Annotated in this window: 19 protein-coding genes and 1 pseudogene; 9 read left to right on the top strand and 11 right to left on the bottom strand. The window is 58.7% G+C overall.

All coding sequences use genetic code 11. The features are described 5' to 3' along the window. Nucleotides 1-47 precede the first annotated feature (47 nt). From oxc to BC1002_RS34910, 3 genes are all read left to right on the top strand, one after another. Nucleotides 48-1,790, top strand: coding sequence for an oxalyl-CoA decarboxylase (gene oxc, locus BC1002_RS34920; RefSeq protein WP_013094652.1), 1,743 nt, complete (start codon nt 48-50; stop codon nt 1,788-1,790). Between the two features lie 25 nt (nt 1,791-1,815). Next, nucleotides 1,816-3,066: a formyl-CoA transferase gene (gene frc, locus BC1002_RS34915; RefSeq protein WP_013094651.1), complete on the top strand. Its 1,251-nt coding sequence runs from the start codon at nt 1,816-1,818 to the stop codon at nt 3,064-3,066. A 102-nt stretch (nt 3,067-3,168) separates the two neighbouring features. Then, entirely contained in the window at nt 3,169-3,600 is a 432-nt protein-coding gene (locus BC1002_RS34910) for a PAS domain-containing protein (RefSeq protein ID WP_013094650.1), read from the top strand. Nucleotides 3,601-4,072: 472 nt separating this feature from the next. On the opposite strand, the pseudogene BC1002_RS39955 reads toward BC1002_RS34910, so the two are convergent. The 9 genes and pseudogenes from BC1002_RS39955 to BC1002_RS34865 all read right to left on the bottom strand — a co-directional run. Continuing rightward, nucleotides 4,073-4,175, bottom strand: a pseudogene (locus BC1002_RS39955) (IS6 family transposase); the annotation flags it as partial. A gap of 50 nt (nt 4,176-4,225) precedes the next feature. Then, nucleotides 4,226-4,603: a hypothetical protein gene (locus BC1002_RS34900; RefSeq protein ID WP_013094649.1), complete on the bottom strand. Its 378-nt coding sequence runs from the start codon at nt 4,601-4,603 to the stop codon at nt 4,226-4,228. 394 nt (nt 4,604-4,997) lie between these two features. Beyond that, nucleotides 4,998-5,249, bottom strand: a complete 252-nt coding sequence (locus tag BC1002_RS34895; protein WP_013094648.1) for a DUF1488 family protein — start codon at nt 5,247-5,249, stop codon at nt 4,998-5,000. A gap of 69 nt (nt 5,250-5,318) precedes the next feature. Then, nucleotides 5,319-5,636 (bottom strand): hypothetical protein, encoded by a 318-nt coding sequence (locus tag BC1002_RS34890; RefSeq protein ID WP_013094647.1) that lies wholly within the window; start codon nt 5,634-5,636, stop codon nt 5,319-5,321. A gap of 860 nt (nt 5,637-6,496) precedes the next feature. Continuing rightward, nucleotides 6,497-6,946, bottom strand: coding sequence for an SET domain-containing protein (locus tag BC1002_RS34885; protein ID WP_013094645.1), 450 nt, complete (start codon nt 6,944-6,946; stop codon nt 6,497-6,499). A 357-nt stretch (nt 6,947-7,303) separates the two neighbouring features. Further along, nucleotides 7,304-7,573, bottom strand: a complete 270-nt coding sequence (locus BC1002_RS34880) for a DUF1488 family protein (RefSeq protein ID WP_013094644.1) — start codon at nt 7,571-7,573, stop codon at nt 7,304-7,306. A gap of 149 nt (nt 7,574-7,722) precedes the next feature. Then, a complete protein-coding gene (locus BC1002_RS34875; RefSeq protein ID WP_013094643.1) occupies nt 7,723-9,435 on the bottom strand; it encodes a site-specific integrase in 1,713 nt (570 codons plus the stop codon). Nucleotides 9,436-9,779: 344 nt separating this feature from the next. After that, nucleotides 9,780-11,468: an ATP-binding response regulator gene (locus BC1002_RS34870; protein ID WP_013094642.1), complete on the bottom strand. Its 1,689-nt coding sequence runs from the start codon at nt 11,466-11,468 to the stop codon at nt 9,780-9,782. A gap of 18 nt (nt 11,469-11,486) precedes the next feature. Continuing rightward, nucleotides 11,487-12,389: a substrate-binding domain-containing protein gene (locus BC1002_RS34865; protein WP_013094641.1), complete on the bottom strand. Its 903-nt coding sequence runs from the start codon at nt 12,387-12,389 to the stop codon at nt 11,487-11,489. A 206-nt stretch (nt 12,390-12,595) separates the two neighbouring features. On the opposite strand from BC1002_RS34865, the gene BC1002_RS38220 reads away from it, so the two are divergent. The 5 genes from BC1002_RS38220 (at nt 12,596) to BC1002_RS34845 (ending at nt 18,021) form a co-directional block, all read left to right on the top strand. Next, the gene (locus BC1002_RS38220) at nt 12,596-12,994 is read left to right on the top strand and encodes a hypothetical protein (protein ID WP_157874885.1); all 399 of its coding nucleotides are present in this window, start codon (nt 12,596-12,598) and stop codon (nt 12,992-12,994) included. Further along, nucleotides 12,991-14,034 carry a cupin domain-containing protein gene (locus BC1002_RS34860; protein ID WP_013094640.1) on the top strand — a complete coding sequence of 348 codons (1,044 nt, stop codon included), beginning with the start codon at nt 12,991-12,993 and terminating at the stop codon, nt 14,032-14,034. Before BC1002_RS38220 ends, BC1002_RS34860 begins: the two co-directional genes overlap by 4 nt. A gap of 99 nt (nt 14,035-14,133) precedes the next feature. Beyond that, nucleotides 14,134-16,137, top strand: a complete 2,004-nt coding sequence (locus BC1002_RS34855; RefSeq protein WP_013094639.1) for a LodA/GoxA family CTQ-dependent oxidase — start codon at nt 14,134-14,136, stop codon at nt 16,135-16,137. Next, complete coding sequence (locus BC1002_RS37360) at nt 16,134-17,252, top strand: lycopene cyclase family protein (protein ID WP_013094638.1); 1,119 nt, start codon at nt 16,134-16,136, stop codon at nt 17,250-17,252. The genes BC1002_RS34855 and BC1002_RS37360 overlap by 4 nt, the downstream gene beginning before the upstream one ends. Nucleotides 17,253-17,337: 85 nt before the next feature. Next, a complete protein-coding gene (locus BC1002_RS34845) occupies nt 17,338-18,021 on the top strand; it encodes a response regulator (RefSeq protein WP_013094637.1) in 684 nt (227 codons plus the stop codon). A 29-nt stretch (nt 18,022-18,050) separates the two neighbouring features. On the opposite strand, the gene BC1002_RS34840 is transcribed toward BC1002_RS34845, so the two are convergent. Together BC1002_RS34840 and BC1002_RS34835 are read right to left on the bottom strand one after the other, a co-directional pair. Next, the gene (locus BC1002_RS34840; RefSeq protein WP_013094636.1) at nt 18,051-18,299 is read right to left on the bottom strand and encodes a hypothetical protein; all 249 of its coding nucleotides are present in this window, start codon (nt 18,297-18,299) and stop codon (nt 18,051-18,053) included. A gap of 45 nt (nt 18,300-18,344) precedes the next feature. Then, on the bottom strand, nt 18,345-19,115 hold the full coding sequence (locus tag BC1002_RS34835; protein ID WP_013094635.1) for a hypothetical protein: 771 nt from the start codon (nt 19,113-19,115) through the stop codon (nt 18,345-18,347). 719 nt (nt 19,116-19,834) lie between these two features. Between BC1002_RS34835 and BC1002_RS34830 the strand changes: the two genes are divergently transcribed. Continuing rightward, nucleotides 19,835-20,647, top strand: a complete 813-nt coding sequence (locus BC1002_RS34830; protein WP_013094634.1) for a helix-turn-helix transcriptional regulator — start codon at nt 19,835-19,837, stop codon at nt 20,645-20,647. Nucleotides 20,648-21,006: the final 359 nt, after the last annotated feature.

Here is a 21,006-nt window from a genome sequence, read left to right as displayed (position 1 = left end):
ACGCTCGCGATCCAACCCGTCACGCCCCGCTACCCAGGAGAGATGCCATGGCAGAAGCCGACCAGTCCACAATAGATATCACGTCACAACGACAGGCGAGCGAAACGACCGATGGATTCCATCTCGTCATCGACGCGCTCAAACTGAACGACATCAACACCATCTTCGGACTGGTCGGTATTCCTATCACCGACCTCGCGCGGCTTGCGCAAGCGGAAGGGATGCGTTTCATCGGCTTCCGTCATGAACAGCACGCAGGCAACGCAGCGGCGATTGCCGGCTATATCACCAAGAAGCCGGGCATCTGCCTGACCGTGTCGGCGCCGGGCTTTCTCAACGGCTTGACCGCACTCGCCAACGCGACCACGAACTGTTTTCCGATGATTCTGATCAGCGGTTCGAGCGAACGCGAAATCGTCGATCTGCAGCAGGGAGATTACGAAGAAATGGATCAGTTGAATGCGGCCAGGCCTTACGCCAAGGCCGCATATCGGGTGCTGCATGCGGAGGACATCGGCATCGGCGTGGCGCGTGCAATCCGTGCGGCGGTGTCCGGCCGCCCGGGTGGCGTCTATCTGGACTTACCGGCCAAGCTGCTCGCTCAAACGCTGGACACCCTGAAGGCGCAACAGTCGCTGGTGAAAGTGGTCGACGCCGCGCCGAGTCAGTTGCCGGCGCGGGAGTCGGTCAAGCGTGCGATCGACGTGCTGAAAAGCGCAAAGCGTCCGCTGATCCTGCTCGGTAAGGGCGCGGCGTATGCGCAGGCCGACGCGGAAATTCGCGCTTTCGTCGAACAGAGCGGCATTCCCTATCTGCCGATGTCGATGGCCAAGGGCCTGTTGCCCGATACGCACGAGCAATGCGCATCGGCAGCCCGTTCGTTCGTGCTGCAGGAAGCCGACGTTGTCGTGCTGATCGGAGCGCGTCTGAACTGGCTGCTGTCGCACGGCAAGGGCAAGACATGGGGCGGCGCGCCGAAGCAGTTCGTGCAGGTCGATATCTCGCCGACTGAAATCGACAGCAATGTTGCGATTGCCGCGCCGGTGATCGGCGATATCGGCTCGTGCGTGACGGCGCTGCGCGGTGCTCTCGATGCGAATTTCGTCAAGCCGGGTGTCGAATGGACCGGTGCGATCGCCGAACGCAAGAATAAAAATCTCGCGAAGATGGCCGCCTTGCTCGACAAGAACCCGTCGCCAATGAATTTTCACAGTGCTTTGCGTGCGATCCGTGATGTGCTGAAGACGCGCCCGGACATCAACGTCGTCAACGAAGGCGCCAATACGCTCGACTACGCGCGCAGCATCATCGACATGGCCGAGCCGCGCAAGCGCTTCGATTCGGGAACGTGGGGAATCATGGGTATCGGTATGGGTTTCGCGATTGGCGCGGCGGTCACGACAGGCCAACCGGTAGTCGCGATCGAAGGCGACAGCGCCTTCGGATTCAGCGGCATGGAACTCGAAACGATCTGCCGTTACAACTTGCCGGTCTGCACGATCGTCTTCAACAACAACGGTGTCTATCGCGGCACCGACGTGAATCCGACGGGCGGCAAGGACGTCGCGCCTACCGTATTCGTGAAGGGCGCGCGCTACGACAGGATGATCGAGGCATTCGGCGGCATCGGCTACCACGCGAGCACGCCGGAAGAACTGACGCAGGCACTGCTTGAGGCAATCGCATCTGGCAAGCCGAGCCTGATCAATGCCGTTATCGATGAAGCCGCCGGCACCGAGAGCGGCCGGCTGACCAATCTGAATCCGCAAAGCGCGGCAATGAAAAAGTAATCGGATCAACCACGGAGATACCAAAGTGACCAAACCTCTCGAAGGCATCAAGATCATCGACTTCACTCACGTCCAGGCCGGTCCCGCATGCACCCAGTTGCTCGCCTGGTTCGGGGCCGACGTGATCAAGGTCGAACGGCCGGGTTCGGGCGACGTCACGCGCAACCAGTTGCGCGACATCCCGGATGCCGACGCGCTGTACTTCACGATGCTCAACAGCAACAAGAAGTCGCTGACGCTCGACACGAAGAAGCCGGAAGGCAAGGAAGTGCTCGAAAAACTGATCCGCGAATCCGATGTTCTCGTCGAGAATTTCGGGCCGGGGGCATTGGACCGGATGGGCTTTTCGTGGGAACGTCTGAACGAACTCAACCCAAAAATGATCGTCGCGTCAGTAAAGGGTTTCAGCGATGGTCACCACTACGACGACCTGAAGGTCTATGAAAACGTCGCGCAATGCGCGGGCGGAGCCGCGTCCACCACCGGCTTCTGGGACGGTCCGCCGACCATCAGCGCCGCTGCGCTCGGCGACAGCAACACGGGCATGCATCTCGCGATCGGCATTCTGACTGCCCTGCTGGGGCGCGACAAAACCGGGAAAGGCCAGAAGGTCGCGGTGTCGATGCAGGATAGCGTGCTGAACCTGTGCCGCGTGAAGCTTCGCGATCAGCAGCGGCTGGAGCGAGTGGGATATCTCGAGGAATATCCGCAGTATCCACATGGAGAGTTCGGCGATGTAGTGCCGCGCGGCGGTAATGCGGGCGGCGGTGGGCAGCCGGGCTGGGTGCTCAAATGCAAAGGCTGGGAAACGGATTCGAATGCCTACATCTATTTCACGATCCAGGGCCATGCATGGGAGCCGATCTGCCACGCTATCGGCAAGATCGAGTGGATCGATGACCCGGCCTATAAAACCGCTGAAGCGCGTCAACCGCATATCTTCGAGATCTTCAACACCATCGAAGTTTGGCTTGCCGACAAGACCAAATTCGAAGCGGTCGACATCTTGCGTAAGTTCGACATTCCGTGTGCGCCGGTGCTGACGATGAAGGAACTGGCCAACGATCCTTCATTGCGCGCGAGCGGGACGATTGTCGAAGTACCGCACAAGAAACGCGGCTCGTATCTGACCGTCGGCAGCCCGATCAAGTTCTCGGACATGAAGCCGGAGGTCACTGCGTCGCCGCTGCTCGGGGAACATACGGATGAGGTGCTGACGGGCCTTGGCTACAGCAAGCAGGAGATCTTCAATCTGCGCGAAGTCAAGGCAGTTTAACGGCGTCACGCAGGCCGGGACTCTGGCTTTGATGTGCCGACGCGGCGCTTCTGACGGTGCCGCGTTCGATTCAATTCCGCATGTTTTCCTTGGAGAGGCGCCGTGCAATCTGCCATCGACTTCCAGCAACTTGCCAACGCAATCGGCGACGCGATCATCATCTCCGATGCCGGCGGCGGCATCACCTTCTGGAACCCCTCGGCCGAACGCATGTTCGGCTTTACGCAAGGCGAGGCGCTCGGCAATTCGCTGGACCTGATCATTCCGGAACGCTTGCGCGGCCGACATTGGGACGGCTATCACAAAACCATGGCAACGGGCGAAACCCGTTACGGTAATGATGTACTGCGCGTCCCGGCCGTGCATAAGGACGGTCGATCAATGTCGATCGCCTTTACCGTTGCATTGCTGCATTCGCCGCAAAATGAACTCACCGGCATCGTCGCGGTGATTCGCGACGAAACCGCCCGCTTCAAAGAGGATCGCTTGCTGCGTCAGCGTCTTGCGGAGCTGGAAGCATCCGCGGGCGCGTGAGCGGCTGGATGAAAGCGCAGTCCTCGTTCCGCCGTCTGCTGCCAGGGCAGCGGAATTGGGCTGCTACGCACCAGCATTTTTGCCGGATCGTCGACGATCTTGGGGAGGTTGTCGAATGACCGGTCATGGCCGACTGTACTCATTCATAGAAGTCGCCCGAAAGCGGCCGTCGACGATTTCAACGGCCGCTCTACGGGACCTTCATTGAACTGGTGCTCTCGGCCACTTTCTGCCGTTCGCCTAAGCCATGCAGAAGTGGTCACTCGAACGGCTGGTCCACCCCGAAACTCGCCAGATGCGCGACGCGCGCGTGCCTTAAGGTTTGTTCGACGCCTGCCCATACGCACAGGACCGTGCGGCGCTTGCGAGCAGACGTCGAATCAGCCCAGCGCAACGCCTTGAGATTCGCGCCCGTCGAACAGCAAAACGCGGTCGCATCGCGACGGCCGTGATCGATCGGCGACGTCCAGGAGAGGTCTGGTTCGGTGCCAGGCTCGTCCACAGCCCCGGCACAGCACATATGGCTCGCCGCGGTGATTTACGAACATTTCATTGAGGTGCCAGCTTGAGCCGGGGAACGCCGCAGCCGATCTCGTCGAACCATCCGGCGCGCTTGACTGTCCTATCAGGACTGGCCTGCGCCATGACGATGCGTGATGTATTTACCGCAAAATGCCAATATTTTTTTCACGTCGGATTTGCGATAGTCAAGACGGCTCAGGGCCAGGATCATTTGAACTAGACTGGCTTCATCATCGAACGGCGGTAATCCGAGAAACTGTTCAGCCACGTCGACAGAAAGCCGTGACAGGTCAGAGCGTTCCCGGGCACCGCAATTGCCACCGTTAGCGGAGAGCCAAAGCAGTACAGATTCGCAGACATGCGCTGCTTCAAGCCATTGCCCCGTTCTTGCTCGCGCGATGAGTTGAACAACCACCAGGTACCCTAGCAGTTCAGTTCGAGCTTCATCGTCCAGATTGTAGGGCAGAAGCTGCATTTCCATGGCGCCGTTTCCTGTCGAGCCACTTCGATGAAGCCTTCGACAGCCGGACAGAGTTATCAACCTGATAATTTAACCCGCTTGTTCCCTGAACAACAGGAGATCTGTAATCGTCCATATCGAGTCCCCACCGAACAACTGCTTCCCTTTGCGAACAGCTTGCCGCTGCGAGACATCAGAAGTCCGCTCAGGGTCGACAACGGTTTCCCAGTGCGAGGCGGGCGGTCGTCGTTTTACGGGCGAACGTGCCGGATTCCTCGGCCATCGCGAGCTCGGCGAATCATTGGCGGCAGGAGAATGGCAGCAAGCCCCGCGAAGCCATGCTTTACCAACGCTCTCTATCCAGCGCGTGCCGCCATGTGTCATGCATCAGAATGGCGACGCGCATAAGCGCTTCTCAGTGCAGCATGTAGACAGTCTGCCGCCCCTCGGCATAGAGGGTCATGGCGACCTTCAGGACCTCATTGCGATGCCGGTCGAAGCAGGCCAGCACGCCGGCTTCGTCCGAACCGAGAGCGGAGTCGAAATTCTTCAGTACGCGATCTTCCACAAAGAAGGTAATCTCGCGTGTGTTGTCGTAACCCCAGAACCACACGCCATGCCTCGTCCCATCATAGCTTCGGCTGGGGTTGGAAAAACAGAGTGCCATGTGTCGTCCTGCGTTCTACACCCTGGGTGGACCGGATTGCACGCTCAGTACCAGCGCGGAGCGCTCCCGCTAGTGCGTATCGCCTTTCATGCTCTCGGCTTCCATCGCGGCATGCAATTCCTCATATGCCTCGACTGGCTCCATGTCCTGATCGACGAACGCGGCTGCGCGCTCCGCGGCGGTCAACGCGTTGCCCGGGATTTCGCTCTGGCTGTCGTCCTCGGTACTCGGCGGCAGCAGCATGTCCTCAAGCATCCCGCGCAGCTCGGGAGTATTCCATGGCTTGCCCAGCTTGGCCTTCCTGTTCAGGTAGTGACGAATTTCCGAGTCTTGCTCGGCCGTGAGCGGAAGCCCGCGAAAAGTGGGGTCCGAGTTGTGATGGATCATGATGCGCCTCCCGAAGCGGCCTGCGCTTTCAACGTGGAGATATCAATTTTCTGTGGTGAACGTTACAAGTTGCGTGTGATCATTGTGCCGCGTGTGTCCGTGGCCAACCGATTTACTTCTTCTTGGCGACACCTTCGTTCCCAACCCGCGAATGGACTGTGCTGAACGGGGTTGCCGGCACTGACGGCTTCGTGGGCTGCTTGGGCTTTTTCGCTTCGCGAGTGCTGCGTGGTTGACTCTTGGCCATGGTGTTGCTCCTAGCGCGTTGCGTGCCAACGTGGCATTCTCAGCATACGCGCTTAGAAGCTCTAACCAAACGACTTTCATGACTTTTATGACATGGCGCCAGCAGATGACCCAGCAAGCGGGAAGGCTTCGTGAATGATGGCCAGTCGAGGCCGAGAACTGATTGCACTTTCGTGAACTACCCGCCGAGCATGGTGAATGCCCGCTCAAGCCGGTAAACACTCACCACGGAATCGAAAACTGTATGGCTGCAATGGGGAAAAGACTCAGTCGCATTTGCGACTCGCGACGTTGACCCCTACCCGTTGTGGACGTCAGTGAAGCGACCTTCAGCGGTCGCACGCCGTCTGAGCGGCGACCGGCCGCTTTGGCCGAACTCTGCTCGTTCAAACCCAGGGTTGAATGACCGTAACGCCCCGGACAGCCGGTCGTCACGCTGAACCATACACGTGAGGGCGGAGGGGAGGGCACCTGCCCGATCGGCAATGAGCCAAACGGTCGCAATGGGGCGCCCCTCTGTGCCGCCAGGAGGCTGTGCTCAGATATCGGCGTGCGCTGCGTCTGTATCAGACGCCGGAGACATCGCCCATCGGACCGTCTGCGCTGCAGCAGGCTTACGCCGACGCAGCATTGGTGCCCAGCATGGTGTGACGGCATCCCGATGCGCCGCAATGACACCTGTACTGGGTACGAATGTCGTCGGTGACCGCGCCGTCGACTGACAGACAGTAGTCGATGAAGAGTTCCTCCCCGGGTGCGATAGCGGCGAGCGCGTGAATGAACACCCGCTCGCCCGTCTCGATGGCTTCGCAGTTAGGGGAGCAGGCATGATTCAGGAACCGGGCGCTGTTGCCACCCCGGCTGCCGTCAATCACACGCCCATCAGACAGACCGAACACGAACGTGTGGCCAGCCTCGGAGCGTTGGCGGGCGGCGGCGCGCCGCCAGCTGGTCAATTCCCCCTTGTACTCGATGACCCGTTCGCCTGCGGCGATTGGCTGTAGCGCGAACAGTCCCATGCCATGTACTGGAGAACGTCGTGCGGTGATGCGTCGCAATCGCATAGTGTCACTTCCTTCGGGTGTGTCGGGGTTGTGTGTGATGTGTTGGAGCGTGGCGAGCATATCGCCACGGTCGCTGCCGTTCAATTTCTTTCGTCCAAAGCGCAACTAACAGTCATCGTCCTTCGCGATCACACTCGGGCTTCGCCCCAAAAACCAGCTCACAAAAGGTGACCAGCCCGGGTTGCCGTCGCGGTGGGATGCACGTGGTTAGCACTGGATAGTACGCTCTTCATCAAAGCGTCTTCATCTGCGAGCCAGGAGCACGTCGCTCGACCAACTGCAGACTGGTTGCGCGCGCTGTCGGAGTCGATTCTGGCATGTGAGCTGGAAGATGCACCACAGGCGGAAACCGGTATCTCAGGGGCGCGAGAAATCTGTCGGTGTCAGCTCAAGTCGTGCTGCGGGATGGGCAAGCAACTTCCGTTCAGCAATCGCGCGGATGCGGCCGTAGCCATCGCGAAAGGTTTTGAGGATGCGCTCGTCGCCTGCGCGTGGCTCCAGCCAGAAATACGCTTCCAGCGCCGTGATCGTGATGATGCATTCGACCGGGCGGTTCTGGAAGACCAGAGAAAATGTCACGCCAAGGCGACTGGCGAGCACCTGCGGTTCAAGTTCGGCGGTTTCCATGGGTGGCAAGGACTGCGCTTCTGACCAGGTACGAGGATTTTTGCACAGGTTATGCGTTTCGGATACGGGCGAAGCTGGCGTGGTGAGGTCATGGCGCGTTGCTTCGAACCCCGTGGGAGCCGTGGTTCTCAACGCCGGTTGCGTCCTGGCTACCGGCGTCTGTCGGAAGTAAAAGCCTCCCCGATCTGTCGGGCCCGCTTCACCTCATCACTGTGCAGATAGATCGACGTCGTCGACACTGAAGCGTGCCGCAGGTTGTCCCGCACGGTGGTCAGTTCGGCGCCGCGCCCGAGCGCATGGGTCGCGTGGGTGTGGCGCATCCAGTGCGGACTTGCGCACCGCAGCTTCTCTGCCAGCGGCGGATGATCGGCTTCGATACTCTTCGCAGCCACAAGGAAGAAGCGCCTCAGCACACCCCATAGCCGCACGCTGCTGATCGTCGACTCGCTGTCTGCCTCGAGGCTGCCGATGACCGGCGTTTCCGGCCGCCAGCGCACCGGCGCGATCGGAAGTTCGCGTTCGGCGAGGTAATGGGCAAGGGCGTCCCACGCGAGCGGCGGCAGCGCGACGCGCGCCAGCTTCCTGCCTTTGCCCGTCACGCGCAGCCAGTGATCGCCGCGCGCATCGGTCTCGATGTGTCCGAGCGTGGCGCCGACGAGTTCGCTCGCACGCAGCCCCGTCGCGTAGCCGAAGTCCAGCAGGAAGCGCAGCCTGTGTGCGGCCGGGGCTGACCAGCCATATGACCACTCGAGTCCATCGGCGATCGTGCGCACGAGCGCCCATTCGCCTTCGGTGAACGCGTGCGAGGTATCGAGCACGTTGGCACCGGAGGCTTCGCGCACCTTCACGCCGGCAAATGGATTGGCGAGCACGTAGCGCTGCTCGATCAGCCAGCGGAATAGCGCGCCCAGAATCGACAGCGCATGCGCGACCGAGCGCGCCGACAGGCTGCCGTTGAACGGGCGCCAGTCGGGTGATGTGCGAGGACGCACCGGACCGACCCAGCGTGCGTGAGGCGCCGGGTGGCGCAGGAACGTGCGATACGCGATCGCATCTTCCGTTGTGAGCGAGGACAGCGCGCGGCCGCGCTCGACGATCGCCCAGAGGATCAATCGCTCGGCCTCCTTGCGGTAGGTGCGCTGTGTGGCGGGGGACTCCTGCAGGGCAAGCCAGGTCTGCACCGCTTCATAGTCGTTGCCGGCGTCGAGCGCGCAGGTGGCCTTCGGCGCCCGAAATGTCCCCTGGGAGCCGTCAACTTCATGCGGTACCTGCAGCGATTCCCACGGCACGAGTTCGGCGCGGCGGCTCGCGAGCACGAGCGCCCGCGCCTTTTCCGTGAGGGCGGGCCAGGCCGCGAAGAATGTCTCGATGGCGCGGGCGCTGGCGACGCCTAGGCCGGGCACCGCTTTCCACCACTGGCGGCGGCGCGGGATGCGCACGGTCAGATCGGCGAGCGTGCGGAGGCCGTGGGCGTGCAGCACACGCACGGCCCGCGGGGCGAGCCACTGCGCGACGTCGTCGGTGATCTGTGGTTCTGGCGGGCGAGCTGTGCGCAGCGCTTCGATGGCGTGCGCGACTGCCTTGGCGTGCCGGGCGCGATCTTCAGCGGGATGATCGAGGAGGGCGGCCAGATCGTCACGATGCGCGGCGCGCGCGATGGCCTGCAGCCGGCGCCGGATACGCCCGAGCACGCCACGCGCGGATTTGCCGTCGCCCAGCAAGGCGGACTGATAGCGCTCGACCGCCTCGCGCACGGGCAGTCCCGCATACCATGCACGCAGCACGGCGAGTTCGTCGGCGGCGGGGAAGCGGGGCGGGTCGTCGGGCTGGGGGGACGGTATAGAGGCGCGGCGCGTTTTCATGCGCGGAAGTTTAACCCGGAAATCGGTGCCTTTCGATAAGAAAGATTATCTCAATAGCTGCGCTGAACGTCGCTTTTTTGCGGAAAACTGCAGCCGTTCACAAGTTGGTACCAAATTTCAACTAAAATTGGTACTACTGAGGTGACGGCGAGGCACCGATAGACCAACTTTTGTTGAAGTGCAAATCAGGCTTCGCGCCTTATAATTTGGGGCTCTCGGGGAAAAATAGGCCGCGCTTCTTTTGTATCAACTTTAGTTGTGTAAGCGCATCATAAGCGGCGGCGCGACGATATATTTCGTGACTCGTATCTAGTTTCATGTGCATTCTGCAAAGCGGGCAGCTACTATGGGGGACCGTGCTCGTCCTGTTTAGATTTAATGAGCCCGCTCAACATATCATAGAGCCGGGCTGGAGGAAGTGGCTTATGGATTTGTTGATAGCCACTTTCATTCACTTCTCTCAGACTCTCGGGCGCCGTCTCACCTGTAATCAGAACAGCAGGTATATCAGTTCCGAACCGTGCCTGCAGGTTCCGGATGACGCTGACTCCTGATACGCCCTCTCGCAGTCGATAGTCGACCAGAAAAGCGTCTGGCCGTCGACCATGATGGACGAGTTCTTGGGCAGCTTCCTCCAGTGTCGCGGTACAGACAGCTTCACATCCCCACTGCACCAGGAGGTTACGCATCCCGTCGAGAATTTCTAGTTCGTCGTCCACGACGGCGATCAAACTGCCCTTCACAGCGCTTCTCGAAACCTCGACTCGAGGGATGCTTTCTTTGCTCGTTGACAGTCGCGCATGCCCGCTTGGTATGTCGAAACTGAAGACGGAACCAGATTCTCGCTTTGATGCGACGTGCACATCTGAGCCGAGCAGTTTGGCCGTGCGTTTCACAATTGCGAGGCCCAGACCGAGGCCTTTTCTGCGGTCACGTTCCGGGTTGCCGATCTGATAAAACTCCTCGAAGATTCGCTCCGTCTCGTCCGCCGGAATCCCAATGCCCGTATCCCAGACCTCCACCCGAAGCTTCTGCCCTCGACGTCGGCAACCTACCAGTACTCGTCCACCACAAGGGGTGTAACGAATTGCGTTAGATATCAGATTGCGCAGAATTTGCTCAAGAAGAATCGTATCGCTGAAGACCTGCGCCTTACTGGAAGTAATCTTCAAGGCTATTCCTTTTTCCATCGCCATTGGCTCATACTCAGCTCGCAATCGGCGAAACAGCGCTTCAATCGGGAAGTGATTTAATACAGGTTGGATGATGCCCGCATCGAGCTTCGACAAATCCAGTAGCTCGTTGAATAGCTCTTCGAGTGTTTCAGTGCAGTCATTGATCTTGGCGACGATCCCGAGCACGGAGGGCTCGCGAACGGCAGAAGTAAGGCCCGCAGCGAACAGGCCAAGTGCGTGCAGCGGTTGGCGCAGGTCGTGACTGGCGGCCGCGAGGAACTGTGACTTGGCCCGATTCGCGGCTTCCGCTTCGCGTCGGGCTTCGACGTGCTTCTCGATCTCCCGCTCCAGCGCTTCGGTTACATGCTGCAACGCCCTGAGGGGAAGCACACGTAGGACAAAGAATACGGCCACGCCCAGCATTAATCCGAGTAGTCCCACGGCGACCGTGTTGCGAACCACGGCGCGCATTGAGCGAGTGACTTCAAGATAGCCGGTCAGCTTGCCGGCGTCGTAAAGTTCGACTGTGCGCACGATTTGTGGCCATGAGGGAGGCTCCCCTGCGCTTGCCACGACTTGCCGGTTCAAGTTCTGTATCCGGTTGAATTGTTCCGACCGCAGTGGTGGGTCGCGAGAAAGCGCTTCGTGCAGATTGTGCTCGTAGAATGCCCACAACTCAGGATTGGCGCCAATGAACTGGCTTAAAAAGCCGGCGCGGATTTGAGCTTCCGTTTCGGTTTGACTCTCGAGTGCACCGTACGCGACCTCGAAATAGCCCCACGGGAGGGCAACCGTCAAAATCAGCGCAACAATGGTAGCTATCCGGGTGACGGTGACGGCGACTTCGTTTCGGACCATGTTCTATGACATTGCCTACTACTGTTTCGGTCTGTCGACCACGGCATGCCCGGTTTCGGCGAGAATATCCCGGCCGTCCTTCGACTTGACGAAGGCGATGAACTCCTGCGCGGCGGGGGCAGATCTGGAGCCGGTGATGAGGAAAACGGACTTGTAATATGGGTAGCGGCCATCTGCAACAGCCTGTGGGGAAGGTTCTACACCGTCGATGTTTAGGGGACGGATCTTGCGGTGCTCCGTCACAACGAGGCTCAGGGTCGAGGTGCCAAAGGCTCCCGGAATGTCCTCGATCGCTCCTGCATTGTCCTGGGCAGTGGACTCGACAATCATGCCAGGTCTTTCCTCGAGCGCTGTCATGGCCTGGTCGATTTCGGGCGAGATCCTCTTGATGATCGCATTGTCCGATTCGTTGCTCGGCCGCATGATGATTCGAATTCGAGGAACGGGCGCGTTATCGTGTCGGAGATTTTGGTCTACATAGCTCGACCAGTCAGGATCCTTTTTTTGGTAAGTATCCCAATAGATATTCTGCAATTGATGGGTGCTCAATCCACTGACCGGTGTGTTCATTCCAACCGCGAAAACAAACGGTGTACGGGCCACCTCGGTTTCGGTCGCCCCCTTATTGTGCTCGTTTTCGGTCAATGGTACGCTGCTGACACCGATGTCGATCGCGCCCTCCGTTGCTGCCCGGATTCCGCCTGCAGAACCCAAACTTGAAGCCAGTACCTTGATCTTCGGCTGATCGTGGGTCTGGTTGTAGCGTTCAGCGAGAAGGCGCATGGTTCCCATTGCGGGGCCGGCGCCGCCGATCTTGATCTCCTCCCCTGCGGCAAGCGAAGAGACTAGCAACGTGCAGGCGAGTGCTGTCTGAATGAGCAGCGTGCGCCCACGCAGTTTCGAATCCGGTTGTTGCAGCATGTCGTTTCCCCTGTCTCAATACTCGTGCGCGAACCACTCGCTCGTTCGCGGATCGCGAACATTAGGCTCGTTACATTTTTTGTAGTTTAGATTCGCCTTTGATGGTGAAAATAGTCCTTTTGGCCTAGAACGACAGGTGGTAGACATTTACGCTTTTGTCGACTACAGCGCGTTGTCCAATGGAGCAAACTCGCCGAGCGCACTCGATGAGACTCCTGCTGAGAATGCCGCGATGGCGCCGTGATGGGGGATCGGCGGAAAAATGCGATGCATGCTGGTTGACTTGTGTAATCGCGTTTCTACAATGTTCTCAGCGATTAATAATTCTAACCGGTGCAAAAAATATCACATCGCTCATTGTCTTGATTGAAGGCTTGCAGTTGCGAGCCTCGGGAAACCGTCAACTATGGAAAGGTTTAGCCTTCGGATTGAAGGCAGTTCCAATGGCAAGGCATAAACAAGCGCAGGCGATCGGGATCCCGGCGGTGCGGCAGGCGAGAGACGATCTTGCTACCAAACATTTCGCAAGCGGTAGAAGAGATTCCCAGCTACTCATTGTTTTGATTAACGGTTTCTCATTGCCAGCCTCGGAGGAAAAGCCGTGAATAACTCCCCACAGGTCAATATTAAACACTTACGGGATTTTGTGACTGATGTCAGCGCGGCGAACGGTTCAGGCTTCGACCGCAAGGAGATCCAATGGGAGGGTATAAGCGACCCGCCTTTAATCGTCGAAGTTCTTTCAATCGCGCCCGGCAAACAAACTGATCCTATTTATTACGCCGACCAGGTCGAACTCGTGATTTGCTGGCGTGGCCGGGGAACCGTCTCGGTCGAAATGCAGCAGTCTGACGGTCCGGGCTGGGAACCGCGCGTTGTCGATGCACCGGATTCGGCCGGCATTCGCATAGCGCCCGGTGATACTCTGGTCTTGCCAAAGTATGCGTTGCACAGCTTCACCGCTCTCGCAGAAGAACGAAAGACTGTCCAGCATCCGTTTCCGAAGGCAGGTCAAAACCCGCTACTGTGGTCCGTGGAAAAACTCGTTCTTTTATTGGTTCGTATGCCGGACATGCGCGGCATTCTGCCCAACGGCGGCGTGCAGAACAAGGACGAACCGAATAGCAAGATTGGATCGTTTTCGAATGGGTATCCGCAGGTGTTAAGCGGCGATGCCCTGACGTCGTATAAGCGTGCGATCCCGGACTACCTCGGTTTTGAACGCGACCCCGCGTTGATTTGCGTCAGGTCCAAGATATGGGGAAAAGAGGGACTCGTCGCTGGGGGGGCAACGGATTTTGCCAAGCCAGTGTTTCATTTTACGGCGTATACATTCATACCTTCTCAGGAAAATCCAGAACATTTTCATCCAAAAAGCGTTGAACTAGTTCTATGCTGGCAGGGGCGCGCGGACATGACGGTCAGACCATCGCTCAACCCTGACGCTGCCGGAAATGCCAAATGGTACGACGCGTACGAAAGAAGAGAACTGATGGAGGGCGATCTCGTGCTTGTTCCAAAGGGGGCACTGCATTGGTACGCGACTTCGGGCAACGAAGATCTGGTGCTGCTTGCGCTGCAGACGCCCCATCCTGTTCTGCACGTCCTGGAAGATGATTCGCCCGGTAGCACCCTGGATGCTTAGCCAGGTCGCGGCCCCGAATGCGCAGAAAGCGCGGTAAGTCTTTCCGCTCTGTGCTGTTCCGACGCAAGAACTCCTGCCTCTTTCATTGCGGATACGTCGATGATCAACGAAAACGCGGACGCGGGTACGAAGGTCACCTTCGAGATCTACCCGTCAATCGGGATCGCCCGTCTGGGTAATTCAGACTCGTACTTTATTGGTCCGGAACCTGGATGGGACGCAGCCCATGATATGTGGGTGACACGAACAACTTTTGAAACAGAGACGGGTGTCGAGCCGCCAGAGACTTTCAAGTATCGCGATGATGCAGGAAACTTGAAGCGCCAGGCTGCGCGTTTCAGGATCTTCAAATGCACGCGGGACAGTGAAGACGTGTTACAGAATGCGGAAGAAGTTCGCTGTGGCGAGCAGGTGCAGACAATCCGATGGACGGTGCAGCTGAGAAATCGCAAGGGAGCAGCGGCACAGTTTGAATCGTCGTCGGATGCGGACCGAACGGCTTCCAACATACCTCTACGCAATTCAGATTGCAAAGGCGACCAACGCGACAGCCTCGTCATTGATCCCGGCCCTCGCACTCTGCACGTCGGAATAGGCATGGCCGGCGAGACCAGGGCGGTATTCGATACTGGGGCGTTCGGCGGCCGGTCAGTGTATCTAGGGGAGATCCGTGCGGAGCCCTCCTCCGACCGGTTGTTGGTTTTGGGTGGGAAAGGCAACTCGTTTGCGACGTCGCCCTCCCGACCGCTCGGCAACTTTGCCGACAATGATGGCTGGTGCGACGATACATCGGATGGGCCGGTGACCGCAAAAATCGTGCTGAAAGACGGCCATGAGATTGACGCAGAGCCGTCTTGGGTTGTGGTCGCTCCGCCCGACTATGCTCCAGGTATCAGCAGTTTCGTAACTCTGTATGACGTCTGTCATCAGGCGTGGATGGACAGGAAGGGGCTTGAACCACTGGAGACCAACTTTTACAGCGACGTGTTACCCATTCTCAGACGTGTAAGAGGGTATCGGTGGGTTTTCGCAGGGGTGATGCGTTCCGAGGTGCCCGACAAGCACGGTTCGTGGAGCGACGAAAGCTCGAAACTGTTTGCCGCGCTCGCTGAACCATCCAACAATGCCCCGGCGCCTGGCAGCGTATCGGAAAGGGCAATTAGAACGCGGCAGATGCTTTTTGCTCACTTGCGCGATCCCCAGAATGATGCGCCGCCGCGTGAAGTCGCGATGCCGAGGCTTCACGACGACGTCAAGAAGAAAACTGATGCGACGGAAGACAACAGTCCTCCTCGCGAGTCGGAAGTGCTTGCTCTTACTCGATGTCAGTATTGGCATATGCGCAACTGGGCAAACGGAACATTTTCAAAAAATCGCAATCCGCCTCACGAATTCGAATGTGAAGCGCTTGACCGTATTGTTTTGCAGGCATGTTCAGGTGGTCCGTTTTTCCCGGGAATGGAGGTGTCGCGCATCATGAAGGACATGCGCCTGTATAAGGCGCGATTCCGAATCGACCCTTGTTCCGAAATTTGGTGCGGAGAATCCACCGAGACGAATTGTCCGGCTTCCCACATGGATGGTGGAGCAGGTCGCGTTACAGAAGGCTTGGCGGTGCCATGGCAGGCCGACTTTTACGAGTGTCGGATGGACGGGGACGCGACTTGGTGGCCGGCCACACATCCAGACAAGGTGCTGGTCGTGCGATATGCAGATCCGAATCATAAGAATCTGGATCGACCAGCGGACGTCCTGTCGGAACAGATGGAGTTGTGGCATTTCGGTGTCAACGGCAGGGGCGAGATGGTGAACAAGTGGACGCGCTTGGGTTTTGTTAGGGCGAAGCGACTGACGAGAGATGCCGGTTGGAGGATTCCGGAGACGGCCGAAGATATCCGTCGGGATGAAGAGGGCGAAATCATCAGCGGCACTGTCTATGTCGAGCAGGAGCGAATCGAAGGCGGCGACGGCGACGGCAACAGTCTTGGACCGCGTAGGAAGTCCGCGGATGGCGAAAAAGATGACAAAGACCTTCCTGATCGGCCTTCAGAGCCACGCACCATACGCGCTAACGAGAAGCGCCCAAAAGCGAGCCAGCCATGAAGGAGGATTGGATTGCGCGTCACGAGCGCGTATTACCGCGAACGCTGGACGTGACCGTAATGGGTGGCGGCCCCGCTGGATGCGCTACAGCGATCGCGCTGGCGCGCCGTGGTGTGGTCGTCGCGATGCTGGAACGCTCGTGTTATGACGCCCCACGTGTTGGCGAAACCTTGCCACCAGAATGCCGCGCCCCTCTCGCCGCATTGGATTCCCTGGAACGCTTCGAGAACGACACTCATCTGCCTAGCAGTGGCATAGCTTCCGTGTGGGGAGAGGAACGCCTTTACCAGAACGACTTCATTTTCAATCCGTACGGCCACGGCTGGCATCTCGATCGCTGCGGCTTCGATGCGATGTTGGCGCGACGGGCCGCGGACGCCGGGGTACAAGTGTTCCTTTCCAGTACCGTGCAACATTGCAGACCGGCCTCCGACGGCTTCGAGGTCGAGGCGGCTCGCGCGCATGACAGGCCCCTGCGCCTGCGAACCCGCTTTGTCGTCGATGCGACTGGGCGTGGTTTCTCTCCGATGCCTGGACCACAACGCCGCATCACCTACGATAAGCTGGTCGGCCTTGTCGGCTTCGTCATCCCGCCGTTCGGACAGCGGGATTCGCGTACCCTGCTGGAAGCGGTTTGCGAGGGATGGTGGTATTCCGCCTTGGTGCCGAAAAACAGGCGAGTAGTCACCTACATGACCGATGGCGATGGATTAAAGGTTCATCGTCGCGATCTCTTGCGGTTTTATATCGCTCGATTACACGAGGCACCTCATACTCGAGAGCGGGTCGGAATGCCTTCAGACCTGGAAAGTCTTCGTCTTCTCGGGGCCAGCACCTACCGTCACACATCAGTGCAGGGCCATCGATGGTTGCGGGTAGGCGATGCCGCTTGTGCCTATGATCCTCTATCCTCATCCGGCTTGTTGAAGGCGTTGGAGTCTGGGGTGGACGCCGCAGCGGCCATAGAGGCCTGGTTCGGGGGAAACCCTGCAGCGCTCTCTGACTATGCCGCACGGGTCGAGGAGCGCTTCTCGGCATATCTTAAGACGCGAGCGTTCTACTACGGCCGCGAGTTGCGCTGGCCGGCGTCGCCTTTCTGGCAACGTCGCCATTGAGGATGGCAAGGATATTTCCCGGGCGAGAATCGAAAAGGGTGCGAGCGTTTCGAGTCCCCGGACGGGAATCATCTAAGGAACGGCGATGAATATTATGTTAGTCGACGACCACGCGCTGTTCCGGGAGGGTCTGCGGCTGGTCTTGACACAACTCGATCCCGGCACGGAAGTCATCGAAGCCGAAAATTGCAGTCAGGCATTCGCAATCGCGCGGCAAAGAACTGATCTGGATCTAGTCCTATTGGATTTATCGCTACCGGACATGTCGGGCATGGAGGCATTACGTCAGATGCGCATTCAATACGCTGGTCTTCCCGTCGTCGTCTTATCCGCCAGGGACGATCGGACGACCATCATCGAGGCATTGGATGCGGGCGCGATGGGATTCATACCCAAGTCCTCCACCAGTCGCGTGATGATGAGCGCATTGCAACTGGTCCTTGCCAACGGCGTCTACGTTCCGCCAGCAGCGTTGACGGCGTCCGACGCCCGGCGATCTGCTACGAACGCCTACGCCAGACTCGATGCTGCACAGCATACCCCGCGTTTGCTGGATAAAGCCCTAACCGAAAGACAGATGCAAGTGCTCGAACTGCTCGTCCAAGGCAAGCCGACAAAATTGATCTGCCGAGAACTGGGTTTGGCGGAAGGGACGGCGAAGGTGCATATTGCATCGGTGCTTCGTGCGCTCCGTGTCGCGAATCGAACGCAGGCCGTGGTTGCAGTCAGCCAACTCGGCATTACCTTCAGACCTCGCCGGGAGGGTTGACCATCAATGCCAAACGCGATCGGGTTTCTTCATGCTGCATGACGTTCGACAGTCAACTGCGGCCTGTCCGGTTGCGCGGGAAATACTTTCCAACCGTTGTCATGTCGAAAGAAGAAGAGCGAGTGTGAAGTCAGGCGATCACTGGCTTCGACACACACGTAACGCCTGCCGTCCGAACGTGTCCGGCTGAAGACCGTGACGTGCACTCCTTGTGTCAGGGTCGGCGCGAGCCATTTGTCGACCTGGTACCGCAGGGACTGTTCTTCAGCGGATTTCATGCCAACCTCCAGATTCACGTTTTTCAGGTCGTCAGTGCGCTGCATTCATACGCGCGCATCAAGAGCGAGCAGATTGAGGACGATCAATATGACTGGACGGTTTTCGTGGATGATCTCGATGCCAAGCGTATTCATCATCCAGCTGCCGATTTTTGTCATGGCGAAGTCGTCGGGATTCGCGGACTTCCTTAAGGTGACGCCGAGCTTTCGTGCGTGATAGTGGTATGACGACAGCCGATACTGATCCGCAATACCTTTTAGCCCTCCTTTGATGCGACACGAGCCTCCAAGACTGGCTGCTAGAATGATCCGCTCCGATTCATCCAGTGAACTGACGAACGACCGCGCGGCCTGTCGCGTTCGCCGTTCGTCGAGGCCGTACTCTGCAAGAATCGATTCCACGGGATCGTTGAGCGGATGCGCATGGGCGTCGACGTGGGCGGACACGCCATCAGTTTCGATGGAGACGTTGCGACGGTGGCTTGCAGTGCGCAGACAGTCAATCAGGTAGCGCTGAAAGTACGCGCAAACGGCGAAAGCGCTAAAGGGTGCGCCGTTGAAAGACCCGTGCGGTTTGGTGCGATCGGCATTCAGTCTCAGCACGCGCGAAAAGATGAACTGTGCGACGAGTTCCTCTTTGTCTTCAGCCAGCGCGCGCAATTCGGGTGGATAGTACCCGCGCAATGCTCGTCGCACGAACGAGTAGACATAACCTATCTCGACGCTGGAAAGATTGGAGCGATGCTGCCAAAGATCGGTCAGCGTCGCAGTGTCGTCGCCAATTCCCGCGTTGTAAGGGTAGGTCAACTCGGTCATGACATTCTCCATGAAGTTGGGGCGAAGTAGCCTGGACGCGAGGGCACACGAACGCCTTCTCTAACATCGACTCGCGATACAGCGTCGCGCCACCGACGGCTGCGCGATTCCGGAAAGAAAGCGGAATAAAGAATTTCATGACGTCTTCCGGCGCTTGCAGAATAGGGCTCGGTGAAGCGCGCGCCTATCGACCGGACGAACTACAACCGAGATCGCGGAGGGCTGTTCATGATGCGACGGGGGCGGAGGAGTGTTCTCAGCCGAACTGGCATCGGCCAAGCGAATTACGCCGGGCGTCTTAAGCACCCGTGAAAGCGCCGTGGAAAGAGGCTATGCAGTGCGAGGGCATTCTTCGATCGACCGTTGGGATTAGGCCCGACGGTGTAGGTCAAACTGACACGCGAGCGGTGGGATCATTTACCCAGGGGTTGTTCGGCTGCACGCGCACGTTGAGCATGCGCGTGCAGCCTTGGAGGCGTGCCTGCCTCGGGCACCAGAGGCCTCGGGTGATTGAGCACGCAGCCGATATCCCGGTGTCCTTTGAAGGATCGTGCTGATGCCTCATCGCCCATGACAGGTCATGCCGCCGCATTCGAATTTCAAAATCGCCATCCCTGAAACGTTCTCGGGCCACGCCTTGCACTGCTTCGACGATGCATTCAAGGTTGGATCGGCAGCGAAGGCCGCCGACTTCGTGGGACATCAGGAGACTTAGCATCATGTCGGACATACCAACGCTTGACGTCGCTTGCCATGCTTGTGAATTTCTCTGGGTGGATCTGATGCACGATCCTAACGCGTCGATATTAAACGCGGTCCGCGATACTTACGAGGTGTGCAGGGTCCGGGAGTTGAATCATGTGTCTAGCGCGATTCGTCTTCGCGCACCTGCGTTTGTGTGCTTCGAGGTCGACGACCCTGATACGCGCGTTTTCGACTCGCTGATGCGGGTGCGCAACGACCATCCGGAGCTGCCTGTGCTGGTGATCACGGATCGGAATTCGATGGTGGTGGCTAAATGGGCGGTACGCCTGAGGGTGTGGGACTTACTCGTGAAGCCGCTGGGACAGGAGGAATTGAGCGAGACCATTTGCTCGATTGCTTCGAAAACGACGGAGCGCGACACGGCGATCGGTAGCGGCGGCGCCTTGTCTGCGTCGAGTTCATCGTGCGATGTGCAGCGGTGCAACACACCGGGTCATCTAAAACGTACGTCGGCGGCAATTTCGCATTTGAAAGCGAACTTCGCTTGCCGGATTAGTTTGGAGACGGTCGCAGCTGCCTGTCGGCTGAGTCCATCGCAGTTTTGTCGCGTGTTCAGGAAAGAGCACGACGTGAGCTTCGGCCAATATCTGCTGTGTTTTCGAATGGATCGGGCTCGCACGCTGCTCGAGAATGAAAAAATTCTCGTCAAGGAAGTCGCTTATGCCGTCGGCTTCACGGATCTGTCGTACTTCACGCGGTCATTCAAGCGACACTTCGCTGTATGCCCTACCGCATACCAGGCGGGCGCCCGGCATGCCTCCGAGTAGAACGCGTAAGCCGGCTGGGAGGGCAAGAGTTACCGCACCGATCGCGCCCGCAAGTGTTAGCGCGAGTCGTCTGGCGAAACTGGCTGACCTTCGACTCATATCACAGGCGACCCACCGAACACACGTATCACGGCATCGATCGCAATATCTGCCAAGCACGAGTGCTGTGGCCGGCATGGACCTTATCGCATCCCGTTGGGCGTGCGTTGGCTCGATTCTGGCGATTCCGGACACGCATAGGCGCGACGATTGCGCGGCGCATTGAGTGCCCGGAGTCGAATGCGATGAGCCACGGGGCGCGCGCTGAGAGTCTACTTCCGAGCGCTCCCGCACACCATTGATGCGCGCGAGCAAATGTC

Source organism: Paraburkholderia atlantica (assembly GCF_000092885.1).
GTDB lineage: Bacteria > Pseudomonadota > Gammaproteobacteria > Burkholderiales > Burkholderiaceae > Paraburkholderia > Paraburkholderia atlantica.
This window is presented reverse-complemented; position numbering and strand designations above follow the sequence as displayed.